Raw genomic sequence first — 20,436 nt, 5'->3', positions numbered from 1 at the left:
TTATGTCAATATCACCGATGGATATTAGTTCTGAGGGAATCTACCAACAAATAAAAGGTTTGCTACCACAGGGAACTACTATTATTACAGATACTGACAATCTTATTGAAAGTGGTTTAGATTCGTTACATATCATGCGCCTTGTTAGCCAATGGCGCAAAGTAGGCTATAAAATTACTTTTGCTGAATTAATAGAACAACCTACTTTAAGCCAATGGCAAATATTATTAACTAAAGCTAATAAGCAACCAGCAACTACTACGACTGCCTCCCTATTAGTACCATTAGTGAATAACGAGCCTTTTCCATTAACGGATGTGCAATATGCGTACTGGATTGGTCGGGAAGATAACCGTGAGCTAGGCGGTGTAGCCTGCCATGCTTATTTAGAAATAGATGGTACTATTAATGATGCTGAACGCCTTAACTTAGCCTTTAACCAGTTAATTGCCCATCATCCTATGTTAAGGGCGAGCTTTACCGACAATGGTCAACAACTGATTAATGTAGAAAATCATAACGATCCTCTACAAGTTCACGATCTTCGGCAATTAACAGATGAGCAACGTGAATATAGCTTAAGCGGAATTCGGAAGCGGCTTTCTCACCGCAAACTAGCTATTGAACAAGGCCAAGTAATTGGCCTTGAACTTTCCCTATTAGCTGATAATAAATCCAGACTACACTTTGATGTTGATTTATTGGTGGCTGATGTACAAAGTTTAAATATCTTACTAAGAGATCTAGCTCAGCTTTATCAACAAAATACGCCTTTACAGGCACCACAAGACTGGAACTTTGCTGCTTATTTAACGACTGAAAGCACACGTAAACAAGATGACTACAATAACGCTAAAAGCTATTGGCAAAATCGTCTAGCAGAGTTACCGCTTGGGCCACAACTGCCTGTACTTAATAAACAAATCTCCAAACCAACCTTTAAGCGGCGCACCTTTACCCTAAGTCACCAACAATGGCAAAACCTAAAACAACAATCAGCAAAAGCCAAAGTAACCCCAGCTATGACGTTAGCTTGTGCTTATGGTTATGTATTGGCACGCTGGAGTAATCAGCCTAAATTTTTACTGAATATCCCTTTATTTGATCGCAATACTGAACAACAAACTATTGAACATATAGTTGCAGACTTTACTAACCTGTTATTACTAGAATGTGACTTTTCTAAAAAGCAAAGTTTTGCTGAGCAAGTTAGCCAACTGCAAAAGCAATTTCATAAAGACGTTGCCCATGCCAGCTACTCAGCCGTAGAAGTGCAAAGAGAGATGGCACGCTATAACCAACAACAAGGCATTATCGCGCCTGTAGTTTTTGCTTGTAACCTTGGTACATCCTTACTTGATAAAACAACCGAACAAACCTTAGGTAGCTTGCACTATATGATTTCACAAACTCCACAAGTTTGGTTAGATCATCAAGTTTATGAAATGAGTGATGGTTTACTACTGGCATGGGATAGTGTCGATGAATTATTCCCAGAGGGTTTAATCGATGATATGTTTAATACTTATACTAATTTATTAATCTCACTTAGTGAACAAACAGAAAGCTGGCAACAATACCCTCTTGAACAAATACCTACAAAACAACAACTAATAAGGCAGCAGCTAAACTCAGTTACTGCGCCCTTGCCTACTAAGAGCTTAATTGAGCCTATTTTTGAATATGCTACTAATAATCCGCAACAAGTAGCCCTTATCTTTAATGAGCAGGAATTTAATTATCAACAACTAACAATGCGTGCTCTGCAAATAGCTAATTTATTGCTTAGTTATGGTTTACAACAGGGTGAACCCGTTGCCATTTCCTTACCTCGTGGCCCTATGCAAATTATGGCTGTATTAGGCGTGCTTGCTGCAGGTGGTGCTTATGTACCTGTGTCAGTTACCCAACCTGCTTCAAGACAGCAAAAGATTTTTAATACGGCTGATATTAAATTGGTGTTATGTAATGAGCCTTTATTTGAGGACGGTAATTTAAAATTCTTATCACCTATATTGGCTTTAGATTTAGAACCATTAGCTAAGCCTGTGGCGGTTGATTGTCAGTCGTTGGCTTATATTATTTTTACTTCTGGCTCTACAGGTGAACCTAAAGGGGTAGAGATTAGTCACCAAGCAGCTTTAAATACTATAGTGGATATTTGTCAGCGTTATGCTATTAACTCTGATAGCTGTGCCTTAGCTGTTTCTGCTTTAGATTTTGATTTATCTGTATTTGATATTTTTGGCTTATTAGGTGTTGGTGGACGCTTGGTATTAATCAACGAAGATGAACGTCGAGATGCTGCTAGTTGGTTGCAGTTAGTCCATGAGCATAATGTATCAGTGTGGAACTCAGTACCTATTTTACTGGATATGTTATTGGTAGTAGCTAGCCATGATACTCGTAGCTTACCTTTAAAAACAGTTCTTCTATCAGGCGATTGGATTGGATTAGATTTACCAACTCGGCTTGCGGAATGTTGTAGTGGTCTACCTAAATTAGTAGCTATGGGTGGCGCTACTGAGGGTAGTATCTGGTCAAATGCCTTCGAGATAACTCTTCCTTTACCTAAAGAATGGTCTTCTATCCCTTATGGTTACCCGTTAACGAATCAGTGTTATCGAGTGGTAGATACTTTAGGTAGAGATTGCCCTGATTATGTAGCAGGTGAACTTTGGATTGGTGGGACTGGCGTTGCGCTAGGTTATTGCGCTGCACCTGAATTAACTGCTGAACGCTTTATACAAGCAAATGGACAACGTTGGTATCGCACAGGTGATAGCGGTCGCTATTGGGCAGATGGTACATTGGAGTTTTTAGGGCGCTTAGATCATCAAGTTAAGGTAAGAGGCCATCGTATTGAATTAGGCGAGATTGAATCAGCTCTAGCTAGTCTACCTGAAATTGATAGAGCTATTACAGTAGCGGTTGGTTCGCCTGCTCATTTAACAGCCGCTATTCAACTACAGGAGGATATAACCACTTCAGAACACTATATCAAACAACAATTACAACAACTGCTACCTGATTATATGGTACCTAGTAGCTTAGTTATTTATCAATACTTACCGTTAAGTGCTAATGGTAAAGTTGATCGTAAAACTATTATCGAACAATTAACCACCCAAATAATAAATAGTGAAACCATTTTTGAAGCACCACAAACAGATACTGAACAACGAGTGGCTAAGATATGGCAAAAGGTGCTTAAAGTTTCACAAGTAGGACGCTTTGATAGTTTCTTTGGTTTAGGCGGTGATAGTTTATTAGCAACGCAAGTTATTAGTCAGTTAAAGCAATTAGGCTTAACCACTGAACAACCCTTACGACAACTATTTGCCAAACCCCAATTAGCAGAATTTGCTGCTACGTTAACGGTGAATGAGCAAATTGAACAACAGCAACAGGTGGCAGCTGATTTAGCTAATCGCTACCAACCATTTCCACTCACTGAGGTACAACGTGCTTATTGGATGGGGCAATCGCCTGGTTTACTGTTAAGTTGTGGTACTCACTATATGGTAGAGCTAGATGGGGAAAATGTAGATCTCGCTAAATTTAACCATACATGGAATCAGTTGGTGCAATACCATGAAATGATGCGTGTAACTATAGATAGCGAAGGTAACCAAACTATATTACCCCAAGCTGAGTCTATACAACTGCAAGCGATAAAACTAGCAACCCACGCCCCACAAGAAGCGCAACAAGTTTTATATAAATACTGGCAACAACATCAGTCAGACAAAGATTATCAGCACCATTTATATGCTATTGAATATGCTAATAACCGCTGTCGGATAGGTATTATTTTTAACTACCTAACCCTAGATGGCTTTAGTATTAAACTTATTCTGCAACAACTTGCTGCACTTTATGAAAATAGTGCTACACCACTACCAGCACTTGATGTTTCCTTTAGAGATTATATTACTCAAATAGCAACAGATACTGCTAGCCAAGCCAAAGCTAAAACATTCTGGCTAGAAAAATTAAAGACGTTACCCTTAGCACCACAGCTACCCACTGCACAACAACCTGAACAATTAAAGCAGGTTATTTTCAAACGACGTAGTCATCGGTTGGCTAGTGGGCAATGGGCATTACTAAAAACAAAAGCTAGACAACATCAGCTAACCCCCTCGGTTATTTTATTGGCAACCTATGCCAATGTTTTAGCACAATGGTCAGCTAATCAACCGTTAGCTATTAATTTAACATTGTTTGATCGGGCTAGTGTTCACCCACAAATCAACCAAATAGCTGGCGATTTTACTACCCTTGCTCCTGTTGGTTACTATCCAAATAACCAACAGTCTGTTATTGAACATGCCAAAGCCCTACAGCATGAAATAGCCGATGCTTTAGAGCATAAAGAAATCTCTTCTATTTGGGTACAAAGAGAACGTTCTAAAACAATGGGAATAACTGCTGCTGCATTACCTGTAGTATTCACCAGCACCCTTGGATTAGGCGAAGGTTTATTTGAAACAGCTAATAAAAACTTCCCCGCTTTTGTTAGCGGTGGCCTTTCTGAAACACCACAAGTGTGGTTAGACCATCAGCTATATGAGTTTCATGGTGAACTCGAACTTTCATGGGATGCAGTAGAAGACTTGTTCCCTACTGGCTTACTTGATGAAATGTTTGCTAGTTATATACAACTGTTAAATCAGTTAATAGAGCACGATTGGCAACAACCTTTAGTAGCTCAACTACCTACTTCTCAGCAACAAGTAAGAACTAGGCTTAACTCTATTACTGCACCACTACCTACTACTAGCTTAATTGAGCCTATTTTTGAATATGCTAATCATAACCCACAACAAGTAGCTCTTATCTTTAATGAGCAGGAATTTAATTATCAACAACTAACAATGCGTGCTCTGCAAATAGCTAATTTATTGCTTAGTTATGGTTTACAACAGGGTGAACCCGTTGCCATTTCCTTACCTCGTGGCCCTATGCAAATTATGGCTGTATTAGGCGTGCTTGCTGCAGGTGGTGCTTATGTACCTGTGTCAGTTACCCAACCTGCTTCAAGACAGCAAAAGATTTTTAATACGGCTGATATTAAATTGGTGTTATGTAATGAGCCTTTATTTGAGGACGGTAATTTAAAATTCTTATCACCTATATTGGCTTTAGATTTAGAACCATTAGCTAAGCCTGTGGCGGTTGATTGTCAGTCGTTGGCTTATATTATTTTTACTTCTGGCTCTACAGGTGAACCTAAAGGGGTAGAGATTAGTCACCAAGCAGCTTTAAATACTATAGTGGATATTTGTCAGCGTTATGCTATTAACTCTGATAGCTGTGCCTTAGCTGTTTCTGCTTTAGATTTTGATTTATCTGTATTTGATATTTTTGGCTTATTAGGTGTTGGTGGACGCTTGGTATTAATCAACGAAGATGAACGTCGAGATGCTGCTAGTTGGTTGCAGTTAGTCCATGAGCATAATGTATCAGTGTGGAACTCAGTACCTATTTTACTGGATATGTTATTGGTAGTAGCTAGCCATGATACTCGTAGCTTACCTTTAAAAACAGTTCTTCTATCAGGCGATTGGATTGGATTAGATTTACCAACTCGGCTTGCGGAATGTTGTAGTGGTCTACCTAAATTAGTAGCTATGGGTGGCGCTACTGAGGGTAGTATCTGGTCAAATGCCTTCGAGATAACTCTTCCTTTACCTAAAGAATGGTCTTCTATCCCTTATGGTTACCCGTTAACGAATCAGTGTTATCGAGTGGTAGATACTTTAGGTAGAGATTGCCCTGATTATGTAGCAGGTGAACTTTGGATTGGTGGGACTGGCGTTGCGCTAGGTTATTGCGCTGCACCTGAATTAACTGCTGAACGCTTTATACAAGCAAATGGACAACGTTGGTATCGCACGGGTGATAGAGGTCGCTATTGGGCTGATGGTACGTTGGAGTTTTTAGGTCGTTTAGATCATCAAGTGAAAGTACGAGGCCATCGTATTGAATTAGGCGAGATTGAATCAGCTCTAGCTAGTCTACCTGAAATTGCTAGAGCTATTGCGGTAACGGTTGGTTCGCCTGCTCAGTTAGTAGCAGCTATTCAACTCCAAGAAAACTTAGATACCTCTGAGCAACATATCAAAGAACAGTTACAGCAACTATTACCTGATTATATGGTGCCTATGCATTTGGTAATTTATGAAACTTTACCAACTAGTGCCAATAGTAAAGTTGATCGTAAAACCATTATTGAAGAACTAGCAAACCAAATAAGCCATATCGAAACTATTTTTGAAGCACCACAAACAGACATCGAACAACAGGTGGCTGATATATGGCAAAAAATATTAAAAACTGAACAAGTAGGACGCTCTGATAGTTTCTTTGCTTTGGGTGGTGATAGTTTATTAGCCACCCAAGTTATTAGCCAACTAAAACAATTAGGCTTAACCACTGAGCAACCATTACGACAATTATTTGCCAAACCACAGCTTGCTGAATTTGCTGCTACGTTAACTGTTAATGAGCAAATTGAACATCAGCAACTAGTGATAGCTGATTTAGCTAATCGCTACCAACCATTTCCACTCACTGAGGTACAACGTGCTTATTGGATGGGACAATCACCAGGCTTACCTTTAAATTGTGGCACTCATTATTTGGTAGAGTTAGCTGGCGAAAATATTGATTTACAACGGCTAACCGTAGCGTGGAATAAGTTAGTGGCTCGCCACGATATGTTACATGCCACAGTTACTGAGCAAGCAGAACAACATATTTTGCCTGAGTGGCCGCTTTATACCATTCCACAATCACAACATAACGATCTAGCAGAGATAAAAAGCAAAGTAACTGAATGGTGGCAGCAACAGCAAGCTAAAAAACATTCGCTACCCTTTGCTATGCATGCATTTAATTATGCTGAGCAAGGTTGCTATTTAGCTATTATTTTTAACTATATGAATTTGGATGGCTTTAGTATCAAGTTGCTACTTAAAGAATTAGCAAGTTTTTACCAAGACCTCGATATTCAGTTACCTAAATTAACCCTTTCCTTTAGAGATTACGTTACTCAAGTAAGCCATGCTCCACAAGCAATCCAACGAGCAGAAAGTTACTGGCGTGAACGCATGGCAACTTTACCAGCTGCTCCACAATTACCTGTAGCTATTGATCCGCAACAACTTAAACAAGCAAAATTTATTCGCAAAAGCGCTAAACTCAGTCGTCAAAATTTAGCCACTTTACGCAATATCGCCAAAAATTATGGACTAACCCCCTCCGCTATTATTATGTTGGCCTATGCCGAAGTGTTAAGTCAATGGAGTGGTGGCCAAGTGATCACTATTAATATGACATTGTTTGATAGACAAGAGGTACATCCAGAAATCTATCAAATAACAGGGGATTTTACCTCTTTATTACCTATTGCTTATCATCCTAATGTTAATAAGTCTTTATTAGAACAAGTACAGTCTCTACAACAAGAGCTTGCTAGCGCTTTAGATCATCGCGAAATATCTTCTATTTGGGTGCAACGAGAGTTAGCACGTAATAAAGGGATTAATTCCGCCTCTTTACCCATAGTCTTTACTAGTACCTTAGGAATTGCAGATGACTTACTGGCAGATAGTGAGCAACAAGGTTTCTTACAGCTAGCAGGGGGTGGCCTCTCAGAAACGCCACAAGTTTGGTTAGACCACCAACTTTATGAACATCAAGGTGGTTTATTAATCTCTTGGGATGCAGTAGAAGAGCTATTTCCTACGGGTTTACTTGATGCAATGTTCGATAGTTATATGCAACTGTTAAATCAGTTACTAGAACACGATTGGCAACAACCTTTAATAGCGCAACTACCTACTACTCAACAACAAATTAGAAAGCAAGTTAACTCAGTTACCGCTCCGTTACCTACCACTAGCTTAATTGCGCCTATCTTTGAGTATGCTGCTAATAACCCACAACAAGTAGCCCTTATCTTTAATGAGCAACAGTTTAGTTATGAAGAACTAACAATGCGTGCTTTGCAAATAGCTAACCTATTGCTTAGTTATGGTCTACAACAAGGTGAACCTGTCGCTATTTCATTGCCTCGTGGCCCTATGCAAATTATGGCAGTATTAGGTGTGCTTGCTGCGGGTGGTGCTTATGTACCTATATCAATCACTCAACCTCCTGCAAGACAGCAAAAGATTTTTAATACTGCAGGGATTAGCTTAGTTCTATCTAATCAACCTCTATTTGAAAGTGATAACTTTAAATTTATATCACCATTCTTAGCAATGGATTTAGAGCCACTAGCTAAACCTATAGCAGTAGCAACCAATTCATTGGCTTATATTATCTTTACCTCTGGCTCTACGGGCGAACCTAAAGGGGTAGAGATTAGCCACCAAGCGGCTTTAAATACTATTGTCGATATTAATCAGCGTTATGCCATTGACGACAATAGCTGTGCCTTAACTGTTTCAGCGCTTGATTTTGATTTATCAGTATTTGATATCTTTGGCTTATTGGGCGTTGGTGGACGGTTAGTGTTAATCAGTGAAGATGAACGCCGAGATGCTGCTAGTTGGTTGCAGTTAGTCCATGAGCATCAAGTATCGGTTTGGAACTCAGTACCTATTCTACTTGATATGTTATTGGTAGTGGCTAGCCATGATAGTCGCTGTTTACCTTTAAAAACAGTATTACTTTCAGGTGACTGGATTGGTTTAGATTTACCTGTGCATTTAGCTGAGTGTTGTGATGGTCTTCCTAAACTAATCGCTATGGGTGGTGCTACCGAGGGTAGTATCTGGTCAAATGCCTTTGAGGTAACCCTCCCCTTACCGAAAGAGTGGTCTTCTATTCCTTATGGTTACCCTTTAACTAACCAATGCTACCGAGTAGTAGATGCATTAGGTAGAGATTGCCCTGATTATGTAGCAGGTGAACTTTGGATTGGGGGTGCTGGGGTTGCCTTAGGTTATTGTGCTGCTCCTACGTTAACCGCTGAACGCTTTATAGAAGCAGATGGACAACGTTGGTATCGCACTGGTGATCGTGGTCGCTATTGGGCTGATGGTACCTTAGAATTTTTAGGGCGTGTTGACCATCAAGTAAAAGTGCGAGGCCATCGGATTGAATTAGGCGAGATTGAATCCGCCTTAGCGAGTTTACCTGAAATTGCTCGAGCTATTGCGGTAACGGTTGGCAATCCCGTGCATCTAGCAGCAGCTATTCAGTTACAACAAGATGTGACCATAGCAGAGCAGCATATCAAGGAGAAGTTACAGCAATTATTACCTGATTATATGGTGCCTACTAATTTAGTGATTTACCAAACTTTACCGCTGAGTGCTAATGGTAAAGTTGATCGTAAAACCATTATTGAGGAATTAGCTAACCACAGCACCTTAACCCTAGTTAAAGAACCTCCTCGAGATGAACTAGAACAGCAAATAGCTAATTTGTGGCAAGAAGTATTAAATTGCCACACCTTATCACGTGATGATGATTTCTTTTTAAATGGTGGCGATAGCTTAACCGCTACCCAAATCGTACAACTACTGCATAAACGCCATATTACTCCAGAGCTTATTCCACTAAGGGTACTTTTTTCTGCGCCAACTATCGCCAGTTTAAGTGACTATATTAAACAACAATGGCAAACCAATACATTCGACGAAGACAATTTATTTGAGGAAGGAACGCTATGAATAAAGCAATAATGGTAGAAACATTAGTAACAGAATTATCCTCGCAAGGTGTTTTACTCTGGGCAGAAGGTGAACAGCTAAAATTTAAAGCGCCAGCAGGGGTGATTACTGACCACCACAAACAACATTTAACTGCCAATAAACTAGCCATTATTGAATATCTACAAAATATCAATAACAGCGCTATTGTGCATGATGCTGACGGGCGCTATCAACCCTTCCCGCTCACTGATCTCCAGTTAGCCTATATGGTGGGTCGCAGTAATCTTTATGAATATGGTGGTGTAGGTTGCCATAGTTATATTGAACTAGCCTTGCCGAAAACAGATGCTAGCAAACTACAAGCAGCTTGGCATGGCCTTATTATGCGCCATGATATGTTAAGGGCGATTATTCTGGCTGATGGTACCCAACAAGTGTTAGCTGAAGTCACCCTGCCCCCATTAATTGAAAATGATTTTACTCAGCTAGACACACAACATACCGAACAGCAGTTATTAACTATTAGAGAACAACTTTCTCATCGCTGTTATGACCCTGCTAACTGGCCATTGTTTGACTTGCGCTTAAGCCATACCGCAGAAGGTGCTATTTTACATTTTTCTATCGACTTATTAATTGCCGATTTTGCTAGCATTCAAGTTTTACTGGCTGAACTTGGTGAGGCTTATCAACATGGAGTTGCAAGCTTACCAGAACTACCCATTACTTTTCGTGATGTAGTATTGGCTAAAAAACAAGCCTTTAATAACCCCCTCTATAAACAGCGTTATGAAAAACATCAACAATACTGGCTTGAGCAATTAGCTACTATGCCTCTTCCGCCAGAATTACCTGTAACCACTAATAACAAACAACAAACTGACCCCGTACGCTTTGATCGCTATCACTTTGCATTAACCAATCAACGGTGGCAAGCGCTTAGCCATAAAGCTACTAGCCGTAAGCTCACTCCCTCAAGTGTGGTATTAACTGCTTTCACGGATATATTGGCGCGCTGGTCACGCCATCCAGAGCTTTGTATTAATCTAACCTTATTTAATAGACCCATTGATTACGCAGGGGTACATAATATTGTTGGTGACTTTATTGCAGTTAATGTACTGGGTGTTAGAAATGACCCCCAACAGAGTTTTAGCGAGCGCAGCCAGGTCTTGCAACAGCAACTATGGCAAGATCTTGAGCATAACGAATTTACAGGGATAGATGTACTACGGGCAATGAACCAACAACGGCAACAGAATATCTTAGTGCCTGTAGTTTATACCAGTACCCTAGGCGTTAAAGCAGACAAACTCTCAGCCAATGAATTTATGCAGAATGCTAAACTGCATTATGGCATTACCCAAACCCCACAAGTATGGCTAGATTGCCAAACCACTGAACGCTATGGCACCCTACAGCTTGATTGGGATGTTAGGCAAGGTATTTTTCCAGAAGGAATGGCCGAAGCAGCCTTTAGCGCGCTAACCGAGCTATTAAATAATCTAGCTGACGATGATAGCTTATGGCAGCAAAGCTCGGTAGTTAAATTACCAAGTGCCATGCAACAGCGCCACACGCAATTAAACGATACCTTTACCGCCTATCAACCACAATTGCTACATGCTGACTTTTGCCAACAGGTATTGATTAGACCTAATGCAATAGCCGTTATTGCAAGTGACTATCAGCTCACCTATTTACAACTGGCAGAACAGGCGCTAGCAGTTAGCCAGGAGCTACAACAAGCAGGTTGTCAAGCAGGTGATAATATTGCCATTGTAATGGAAAAATCAGCCGCGCAAATAGCGGCGGTACTAGGCGTATTACTAGCAGATGCCACTTATGTGCCTATTGAAAGCCACCAACCCATGGCACGAAAACAAGCTATTTTAGAAGATGCTACTATAAAATTAATTATCACCAATAGTAACCACCTTGCTGAAAGCTGGCCAACTAATATTAAGCCGCTATTAATTACTCAACCAAAAGCCATGGCTGATATTGACCAAGCAACTATTACTAGCGCCTTTAAACAATTTATAAACAACTACCAACAACAACCCGAAGCTACTAAAAGAACGGGCTATATTATTTTTACCTCAGGCACCACGGGTAGACCTAAAGGGGTTATGGTTAGCCACTTTGCGGCGTGGAATACGGTAGCTGAAATTAATAAACGTTTTGCTGTTAACCATCAGGATAAAACTCTCGGCCTTGCCAGTTTTAGTTTTGATTTATCGGTATGGGATATATTCGGCACTTTAGCAGCAGGCGCTTGTTTAGTGTTACCTAATGCTGAGCAAAGAACTAGCCCAGAACATTGGGGCAAGTTAATTGAACAGCATCAAATTACCCGTTGGAATTCTGTACCTGCACAAATGCAGATGTTAATTAACTGGTTGGAATGGGATGCCCATTTAAATTTAAGCAGTCTGCATAGTGCATTTTTATCAGGCGATAAAATCCCTGTTACGTTGCCTGCCTTAGTTAATGAATATTTACCAAAACTACAACTGATTAGTTTAGGTGGCCCTACGGAAACGTCTATTTGGTGTGTTAACTACCCCATCCAACAAAGTTTTACTAAGCAAACTATTCGTATTCCTTATGGTAAACCACTGACTAACCATCAAATCTATATTTTAAATGAGCGCCTTGAACAATGCCCTGATTATGTAGTGGGCGAAATGTATATTGCAGGCCATGGTTTAGCAGATAGCTATGTGGCAGATAACGAGCAAACCGCTTATCGGTTTATTAGCCACCCTATTACAGGGCAAAGGCTTTATAAATCGGGCGATATCGGTTTTTACACAGCATCAGGTTTAATTGAGATTTTAGGTCGTGAAGATAATCAAACTAAAATTAGGGGATATCGTATCGAGCTAGGTGAGATCGAAGCAGCCCTCACTCATATCCCCGCTATTAAACAAGCGGTTGCCATACCTATTGCTGATGCTAGCAGTTTAGCCGCTGCTATAGTTATTGAAGAATCAGCAGCCACAGCGCAACAAGATTTTATAGCCCACGTTAAACAACAACTGGCTGCCGATTTACCTGATTATATGATTCCTGAGCGAATTGATATTTACCAACAATTACCACTCAGTAGCAACGGTAAAGTAGATCGTAAGCAGCTAGCTAAACTATTTGCTGAAACCCATACCACCACTAGCCAACTGTTTGAAGAACCTACGGATGATCCAATAGAGCAAGATTTAGCCAGTGTTTGGCAAGAGCTATTAAAAATAACGCAAGTCTCAAGGCAAGATGACTTTTTCCAAGTAGGCGGCTCTAGCTTATCGGCGATTAACTTACTTAGCATCTTACTAGCTAGAGGTTACCCTGCTACTTTAGAGCTTATTTTTAATAATAGTGTCTTCGCTAATATGGCAACCGCCTTAAGAAATAGTAATGATACAAAAAATAAATGGTTAGAAAGTATTGATTTAACCGCGATGGCTAACCAAGCCATGAGTAATCTTGCTGACGCTAGCCCTTTTAACCTTGCCCATAGCCCACAAAACATCTTACTCACGGGCGCTTCAGGCTATTTAGGTATTTATACCTTAAGTACTCTATTACAAAAAACCAATTATACCATCTACTGTTTATTACGGGCAGAAGATGAGGCGCAAGGGTTTAATCGTCTTTTTAAAGCTGCTGCGGAAAAAGGTGTAGCACTGTCTGATGCAGAAAACCGTATTAAGGTATTTTGTGGTGCGGTGGATAAAGATAACTTAGGGCTAACGGCAGAGCATTATCAACGATTAGCTAATGAGATTGATATTATTATCCATAATGCCTCCATTATTAATTTAATGGATCCATTAAGTAGCCTGTTCCCTACCAATGTGCAAGGCGCTACCAATATTCTACAACTAGCTACTACCAGTAAAGTTAAACAAATTAACTATGTTTCCACTATTGCGGTACATCATGCCTTAACTGAACATGATGAAAATCAGCCTGTAGCTGAAACAACCACTATTACTCGCTGGCGTGATCTTGAATTAACTTACGAGCAATCCAAGATTATGGCAGAAAATATTTTCTATCTAGCAAGAGAGCAAGGTGTTCCTATTAATATTATGCGCCCTGCCACCATCACATGGGCAGATACTGAGACGCCATTTATTAATGATGACGCTTTCTTAAAATTCTATAAAGCGTGTTTGGATATTGCTGCCTACCCACACTCCAGCCTAAAAGTTAATTTAGTGCCCGTTGATTTTGTAGCACAGAGTATAACCGCCATTACCCAAACCAACTACGGCAATAGTAAGAACTTCCATTTAGTTTCAGCGGATAGTTTAAATGTAGAACAAATCTACCATTGGTTTATTGAGCTAGGCTGCCAATTACAAGGCTTTGAATTTACTGAATGGCAACAAAAGTTGCAGGATAACTTTGTGGCAGGATTTATTAACCTCTACTTTAAAGAGGGTATGGATAACGGTGGCCATCACCAATATGGTATGGAAAATTTAATCGAAGCTAACCAATCATTCGATATCACAGCTTTTAAAGTGAGCAAAGATTACTTTATCCCACTGATTAATAAGTTTAATAACAAGGAGTCACAATGAATAGTGTGGCCTCATTCAATGTGACTAAACAAAAAGCGGCATGGTGGCGAATTTACCAACCACAGCCTCAAGCTAAACAACGGATTATCTGCTTACCCCATGCAGGTGGCTGTGCTAGCTTCTTTAAAAAATGGACGATGACCTTGCCTAGCTCGATAGAGCTAGTGACTATTCAATATCCAGGCCGTGAAGAACGCTTAGCAGAGCCGCTAATCAACAATATGGATGAACTAATCGATGGCTTAATAATCGCCTTAACTGAACAGCAGCTATTAGATAAACCCTATCTATTATTCGGTCACAGTATGGGCGGTTATATTGTTTATGAACTGTGTTTAGCACTACGTGAATGCAACTTACCACTGCCCTATCAGCTCGTGATATCAGCCAGTGAAGCACCTACTCATAAGAATACAAGTTCATTACACCTCGATTCTGATCAAGCATTATTAGATGAGTTAGAAAAACTAAATGGCACCCAGTTTTCGTTAGCTACTCACCCTGAACTAGCACAAATGCTATTACCTATTATTAGAAATGATTACCAGTTAATTGAATCATGGCGACCAAAGCCAAACAGTCTCCCGCTTGATATCCCGCTAACCACTTTTATCGCTAGACAGGATACCGAACTTACTGAGGAGCAAGCACTCGCTTGGCAACAACAAACTACCAAAAACTTTCATTGTGAATATTTTCAGGGCAACCATTTCTATCTAATAGAGGAACAAGCAAAGGTTATTCAAGCACTACTCAAAATAGCTAAGCAACAAATGACAAGCCACTACCAATGGACGATGACCCCTTAAATACAAAGCATTGCAGTAACACTTTTATGTGTGATTTTAGGAGAAATATATGAGATACAAACTAGCTTTAACTAACACCTTAACCAACCAGTCTTTAGTTTGTTTTAATAAAAGTAAAGTAACCAATAATTTGCTATTGGCCAGTGCCTTTTGCTTATCCTTTAGTGCGGTAGCAGAAACTATTGACGAAGAAGATGAAGCTATTCATTTAGATCAACTTACTGTTACTGCGCGGCATGTTAAAGAGTCTGCCAAAGATATTCCCTTTACCATTAACATTATTGATGACAAACAAATTACTGAAAAAAGAGAAACCACCTTAGAAAAAGCGTTAAACGATACGGTGGGGGTACAGGTAATTAGTAATATGGGTGGGGCTAAATCTATTCGAATGCGTGGTGTAGGTTCTATTCTGCCAATGAGTGGTGATGACAGCTCAGTGAGTATCAATGTTGATGGCATGCCACAATCCATTAACAATACCACCCTCAACTTACTCGATGTAGAACGTATAGAAGTACTAAAAGGTCCACAAGGAACACTATTTGGTCGCAATAGTGAAGCAGGTGCGATTAATATTATTTCTAATAAACCAACCCGTTATTTAGAAGCAGGCTTTAGAACAGAGCTAGGACAGGACCACCAGAAGCTAACTGAAGGAGTTATTAGCGGCCCTTTAAACGATATGTTAAGTGGTCGTTTTGCGGTTCGTTATGATGAAGCAGACAGTATCTTAGATAATCGTTACGATAATAAGCCTGTTAGTATTCTTAGAAATAAAATGGCAAGAGGCTCATTATTATGGGAGCCATCGGTGGCTACTTCTGTATTATTCACCACCGAAGTAGAAGATGCGATGGGTATGGATAATATGTATATGATGCGTCCTTATAGCCATCACCCTAAAATCGATATTCCTAACGGTAGTGATAAAAGCGAAAAAAATATCTATCGCTTTAATTTAAAAGTAGAACATGAACTTGATAATACCCTATTAACTTCTATTACGGGCTATTCTTATACCAAGCATGATACTAAATCTCCAATTTATGAAGGCGATTTATACAACCATTTAGTCGGTATGAGACCACCTTCTAACTGGTCATTTTTAACTAAAGAAAATCTTTTTAACCAAGAGTTAAGAATCTCTTCTAAACCAGAAGCACCTATTTTCTGGGTAGCAGGTATTAACTACTACACTAATCACCGCCATAGAGAAACCTATGACGTAGCAGATGTTTTTTACACTACTAACCCAATGAACGCCAATATTAGAAGAAAATTTAAAACTGATAATATCGGCGTATTTGGCGAGGTAACTTACCCCATCACCGATAAATTTAAAGTGACTGCGGGTATTCGCCAATCTTACGAAAAGAAAAACTATCAAGCCAAATGGAATGCTAACGCTATCTATGCAGGTGCGACACCTCCTGGTACACCATTGATGGCTTTTGATAAACAGAAATTAACCGATCACTATACTACTGGTCGCTTAGGTTTTAACTACCTATTAAACGATAACGCCACCCTTTATGCACTCTACTCAAGAGGTTATAAAACAGGCGGTTTTAATGACGAAGGAACCGACTTTGCGGCCTTAGGCATATCAGATCAAGCGTATAAATCAGCCTATGTAAATGCTTATGAAGTAGGCCTAAAACTTGAAAATGACACCAGTACATTAGGACTAAATACTGCCCTATTCTATAACGATACCAAACGTGAGCATCTAATGGCCTATAACCCTGCTACCTTTGTTTCGGTAGTTGAAAATTATGACACTCGCAGCTTTGGTGCAGAGTTAGATGGCTTTTGGAAAACACCTTGGAATTTAGAAATTATAGGCGGCATAGGCTACACCAACGCTAAAATTGTAGGCACTCCTACCGAAAGTTTAGCCGAAGTTAAAAAACATAACTATGTACCCGATACAGCCAAATGGAATGCCAACTTAACGGTGCTGCACAGCGTGCCACTCAATATAGCTGGGCTAACATTAGAAACCAGAATAACCAACCGCTATATCGGTTCACGTAAAGCAGATGTGCAAAATAACTTTGGTTTAAAACCTTATAACAAACTCGATGCACGAATTTCGGTTAAAGGTGATAACGCCGAGGTTTATGTATGGGGCGACAACCTCTTAAATAAAACCTATGACCTATGGGGCTACTACATACCTGCCATGTTCCCAGACGGCCCAGATGCCACTATTGGCTCGCCAGGCAGGGGTATAACCTTGGGCGTTGGTTTTGCCTACACCTATTAACACTTAATCTCCGCTAGCTACAGCATTAGCTAGCGGCCTATGCAAGGAATAACATATATGCAAAATAATCCCCCGCAAATTTTAATTCTTGGTGGTACGGGCAAAGTAGGTAAAACAGTTTGTGAATATTTATTAAAACATACCTTATGCCAGCTCAGCATTGTTACACGCCATACTAAACCAGATTTAACCGAATATGCCGCTTATGCAACGCGATTAAACTCCCTTAATTTCGATGCATTAAACAAGGAACAACTTAGCCAACACTGCAAGGAAGCAGACCTTGTTATTTCCTGTATCGGTCCCTCACAAATAATCGGCTCAAGCATTGCTGATGTTTGTTACCAAACCGCTACTCCCTATATTGATGCAGGTGGTTATGATCCATTATTAAAGCATCTTAATAATCTAGTGGCTAATGAGCCTGCTAAAGCACCACTAATTATTAATGCGGGGTTATTACCAGGGCTATCAGGTGTTTACCCTAAATACCTAATAGAGCAATATACCGCTGGCGAAATAATAGTTAGCCTACAAGTGTCTTATGTAGGTTGTGATGCTTGGAGCTATAACTCAGCATGGGATATTATCGTTGGCTTAGGCGATTTTGGTGAACAACGGGGCTTTTGTTATATTGCTGAAAAGCAGCTTATAAAAGTACCCTTTTATAAAGCTACCCAAAAGAAAACTTTTCCAGCCCCCATTGGCAAAGTGGGTACCATGTTAATCTACTCCGAAGAATTGCGTAGATTAATTAACCAATACCATATTCCCAACCTAAAAGTATATGGCGCTAATATTGGCCCTAAAGCTGCTTTTAGTTGCGCCATTGCTAAAATATTTGGTCAATATAAAACTCCTGAAAAATTGGCTAAAGCTGCTAAACGTCTAGCTTCGGCTTCGGCTAAAGATATGCTTAAGCGTGAGCCTATCTATGCTATTCAAGCTGAAATTAAGCTTACTAATGGTCAGCAAATAACAGGTTCTTTATTAACGGGCGACACCTACTATGCAACAGGTACAGTCATTGCCATTGCTGCTAAATACATGTTAGAAAATAATATTACTGCGGGGGCTTATAGCTTGCACGAAGCTATTCCAAGTGAAGTGATTATCGACCAACTACAAGCACAACAAATTATTCAACTAACCACAACCACCAATAATACCTTAAAAGCATCGGAGGCTACTTAATGACAACCTCTACCATAACAACAGCCAAAATTATTGTTATTGGCGGTACAGGCGAAACGGGGCAACGTATTTTAAACTACTTAAAACAAACTTATCCTGAGTTATTACTCACCTGTGCCAGTCGCCAAAACACTTCTAAGCTACAGGATATACCCTTTGTTAGTATTGATATTAATAACGCACAACAAAGCATAGCGCTATTAAAAGATTATGACCTTGCTATTCTAGCCATCGGCCCTATGGAACGATTACAAGCTAGCCCACACAAACTCTGTTTAGAAGCAGGTATTGATTGTATTGATATTAATGATAGCGCTAGCGCCAGCAAGGCTATTTTAGCGTTACATGAAGCAGCTCAACAAAAGCAATGCAGCATCTATACTGGCATGGGCTTAGCACCTGGTATTACTACCCTAATGTTAATGCAACTGGCTGAGCAAAAACGCTCTAAAAATGCTGTTTATCGTTCTAGGCTTTATATGGGCGCTGCCTATGGTGGTGGTAAAACTAGCCCTTACTCTATGCTGGCTAATTTCTCCAAGAAAATTACGGTATTCCAACAAGGTAAATCACAAACTATTGCTACTCCTTGGAAGAAAGCCCCTTATAAGTTTCATTTCTTTGGTCAAGAAAAACCATTAGCCATGATCCCTTATGGTACACCCGAAGTTATCTCCCTAAGTAATGAGCGCTACGATCAACAAGCTGCTCCTATTAATACGTTAGATAGCCGCTTTCATATTCAGTTTTTCCCAATGGGTATGGCAAAAGCGATTGCTGCTTTTAACCCTAGTGAAAAAACGATTAACTTTTTAGCCAATAAATTTTATAACAGTGGTCAATCGATTAAAAACAAACCTAAAGCAGACCCTGATACTTATATTAATATCTTCCCAGATAACGCCCCCGAACAAGGCTTAATGTTACAAGGTAGTATTTCATCCTACGACCTAACTGCCTTAATGACTTGTGCAGTGACTGACTGTTGGCTAAATAACTGCTTAATTGAGAAAAATGGTGTTTATTCAGTAGAGTTTTTATCTACTACCACCAGAAACAATCTAGCCAAAGCGTTAAATACAAGGGGCATCACTTGGCAAGAAGCTGATACTAAAAAGTTACAAGCAGAAAATAATTACTTTGGTTGGTTAGAATCAAATACACACCAAGTACAAACACTGCGCCATTATGGTAAAAATTGGTATACCGTGGCCAAACAACATCCACGCATGGCCTACTTACAAAAGCATTTCTTATTCCAATCCGAAGTATGGCAAACATTAACAAAACAACTTAATATACTACAACTAACAAAGTTTATTATTAACATGTTAATACGTTGGCAACAACACGGTAAGCAACTAGCGCAATATGCAGCAAAAAGTAATGAATGGAAAAAACTTACCAAAGATCTTAGTATGTTTACTTCTGGTTATAGTTTATTACGTGAAACCATAGGCCAACAACTTGCTTATTCCTATTATCGCAAAATGTTTTTAGAAACGGGCGATATGGAAATGCAATGGTTATGGCCACAAGCAACAGCCTTTGCATTACTAGAAAATCCTGCCCAAGCTGTTTACCAATACTGGTTAGCTTTTTTAGAAAGCTACCAACAATGGGGGCTACTCAATTTTACCCAAACTAAACTAGCAGACGGCAGTTACCATGTGCATATTAACCAATGTATCTATGCTGAAGTTTTTACTAAATTAGATTGCCCTGAACTAGCTAATTTAGTACGTGAAATGGAGCATTATGCCTTTACTAGAATAGCTTCTAAAACCAATTTAATGATCGATTGGCAACAAAAGGATAATGGTGAAACAGCGGTTAATTTAACCATACCAACTGCTACCCTTTGCCAAACTTTAGATAAGGTAAGTAATGGCTAA

Annotated in this window: 6 protein-coding genes; all 6 read left to right on the top strand. The window is 39.7% G+C overall.

Annotation, left to right across the window (positions count from 1 at the left end; genetic code table 11):
* The first annotated feature begins 2 nt into the window (after positions 1-2).
* The 6 genes from GYM74_RS03875 to GYM74_RS03850 are packed head-to-tail and all read left to right on the top strand — an operon-like array spanning position 3 to position 20,436.
* Positions 3-9,692, top strand: a complete 9,690-nt coding sequence (locus tag GYM74_RS03875) for a non-ribosomal peptide synthetase (protein WP_220219177.1) — start codon at positions 3-5, stop codon at positions 9,690-9,692.
* Positions 9,689-14,266, top strand: coding sequence for a non-ribosomal peptide synthetase (locus GYM74_RS03870; protein WP_220219176.1), 4,578 nt, complete (start codon positions 9,689-9,691; stop codon positions 14,264-14,266). The genes GYM74_RS03875 and GYM74_RS03870 overlap by 4 nt, the downstream gene beginning before the upstream one ends.
* Positions 14,263-15,075, top strand: a complete 813-nt coding sequence (locus tag GYM74_RS03865; protein ID WP_220219175.1) for a thioesterase II family protein — start codon at positions 14,263-14,265, stop codon at positions 15,073-15,075. The genes GYM74_RS03870 and GYM74_RS03865 overlap by 4 nt, the downstream gene beginning before the upstream one ends.
* A 49-nt stretch (positions 15,076-15,124) precedes the next feature.
* Positions 15,125-17,347 (top strand): TonB-dependent receptor, encoded by a 2,223-nt coding sequence (locus GYM74_RS03860; RefSeq protein ID WP_220219174.1) that lies wholly within the window; start codon positions 15,125-15,127, stop codon positions 17,345-17,347.
* Between the two features lie 57 nt (positions 17,348-17,404).
* Positions 17,405-18,541, top strand: coding sequence for a saccharopine dehydrogenase NADP-binding domain-containing protein (locus tag GYM74_RS03855; RefSeq protein WP_220219173.1), 1,137 nt, complete (start codon positions 17,405-17,407; stop codon positions 18,539-18,541).
* A complete protein-coding gene (locus GYM74_RS03850; RefSeq protein WP_220219172.1) occupies positions 18,541-20,436 on the top strand; it encodes a saccharopine dehydrogenase NADP-binding domain-containing protein in 1,896 nt (631 codons plus the stop codon). The genes GYM74_RS03855 and GYM74_RS03850 overlap by 1 nt, the downstream gene beginning before the upstream one ends.

It is taken from the genome of Gilliamella sp. ESL0405 (assembly GCF_019469205.1).
Taxonomy (GTDB): Bacteria; Pseudomonadota; Gammaproteobacteria; order Enterobacterales; family Orbaceae; genus Gilliamella.
Note: the sequence above shows the minus strand (reverse complement) of the source record. Positions and strands in the feature narration are given on the sequence as shown.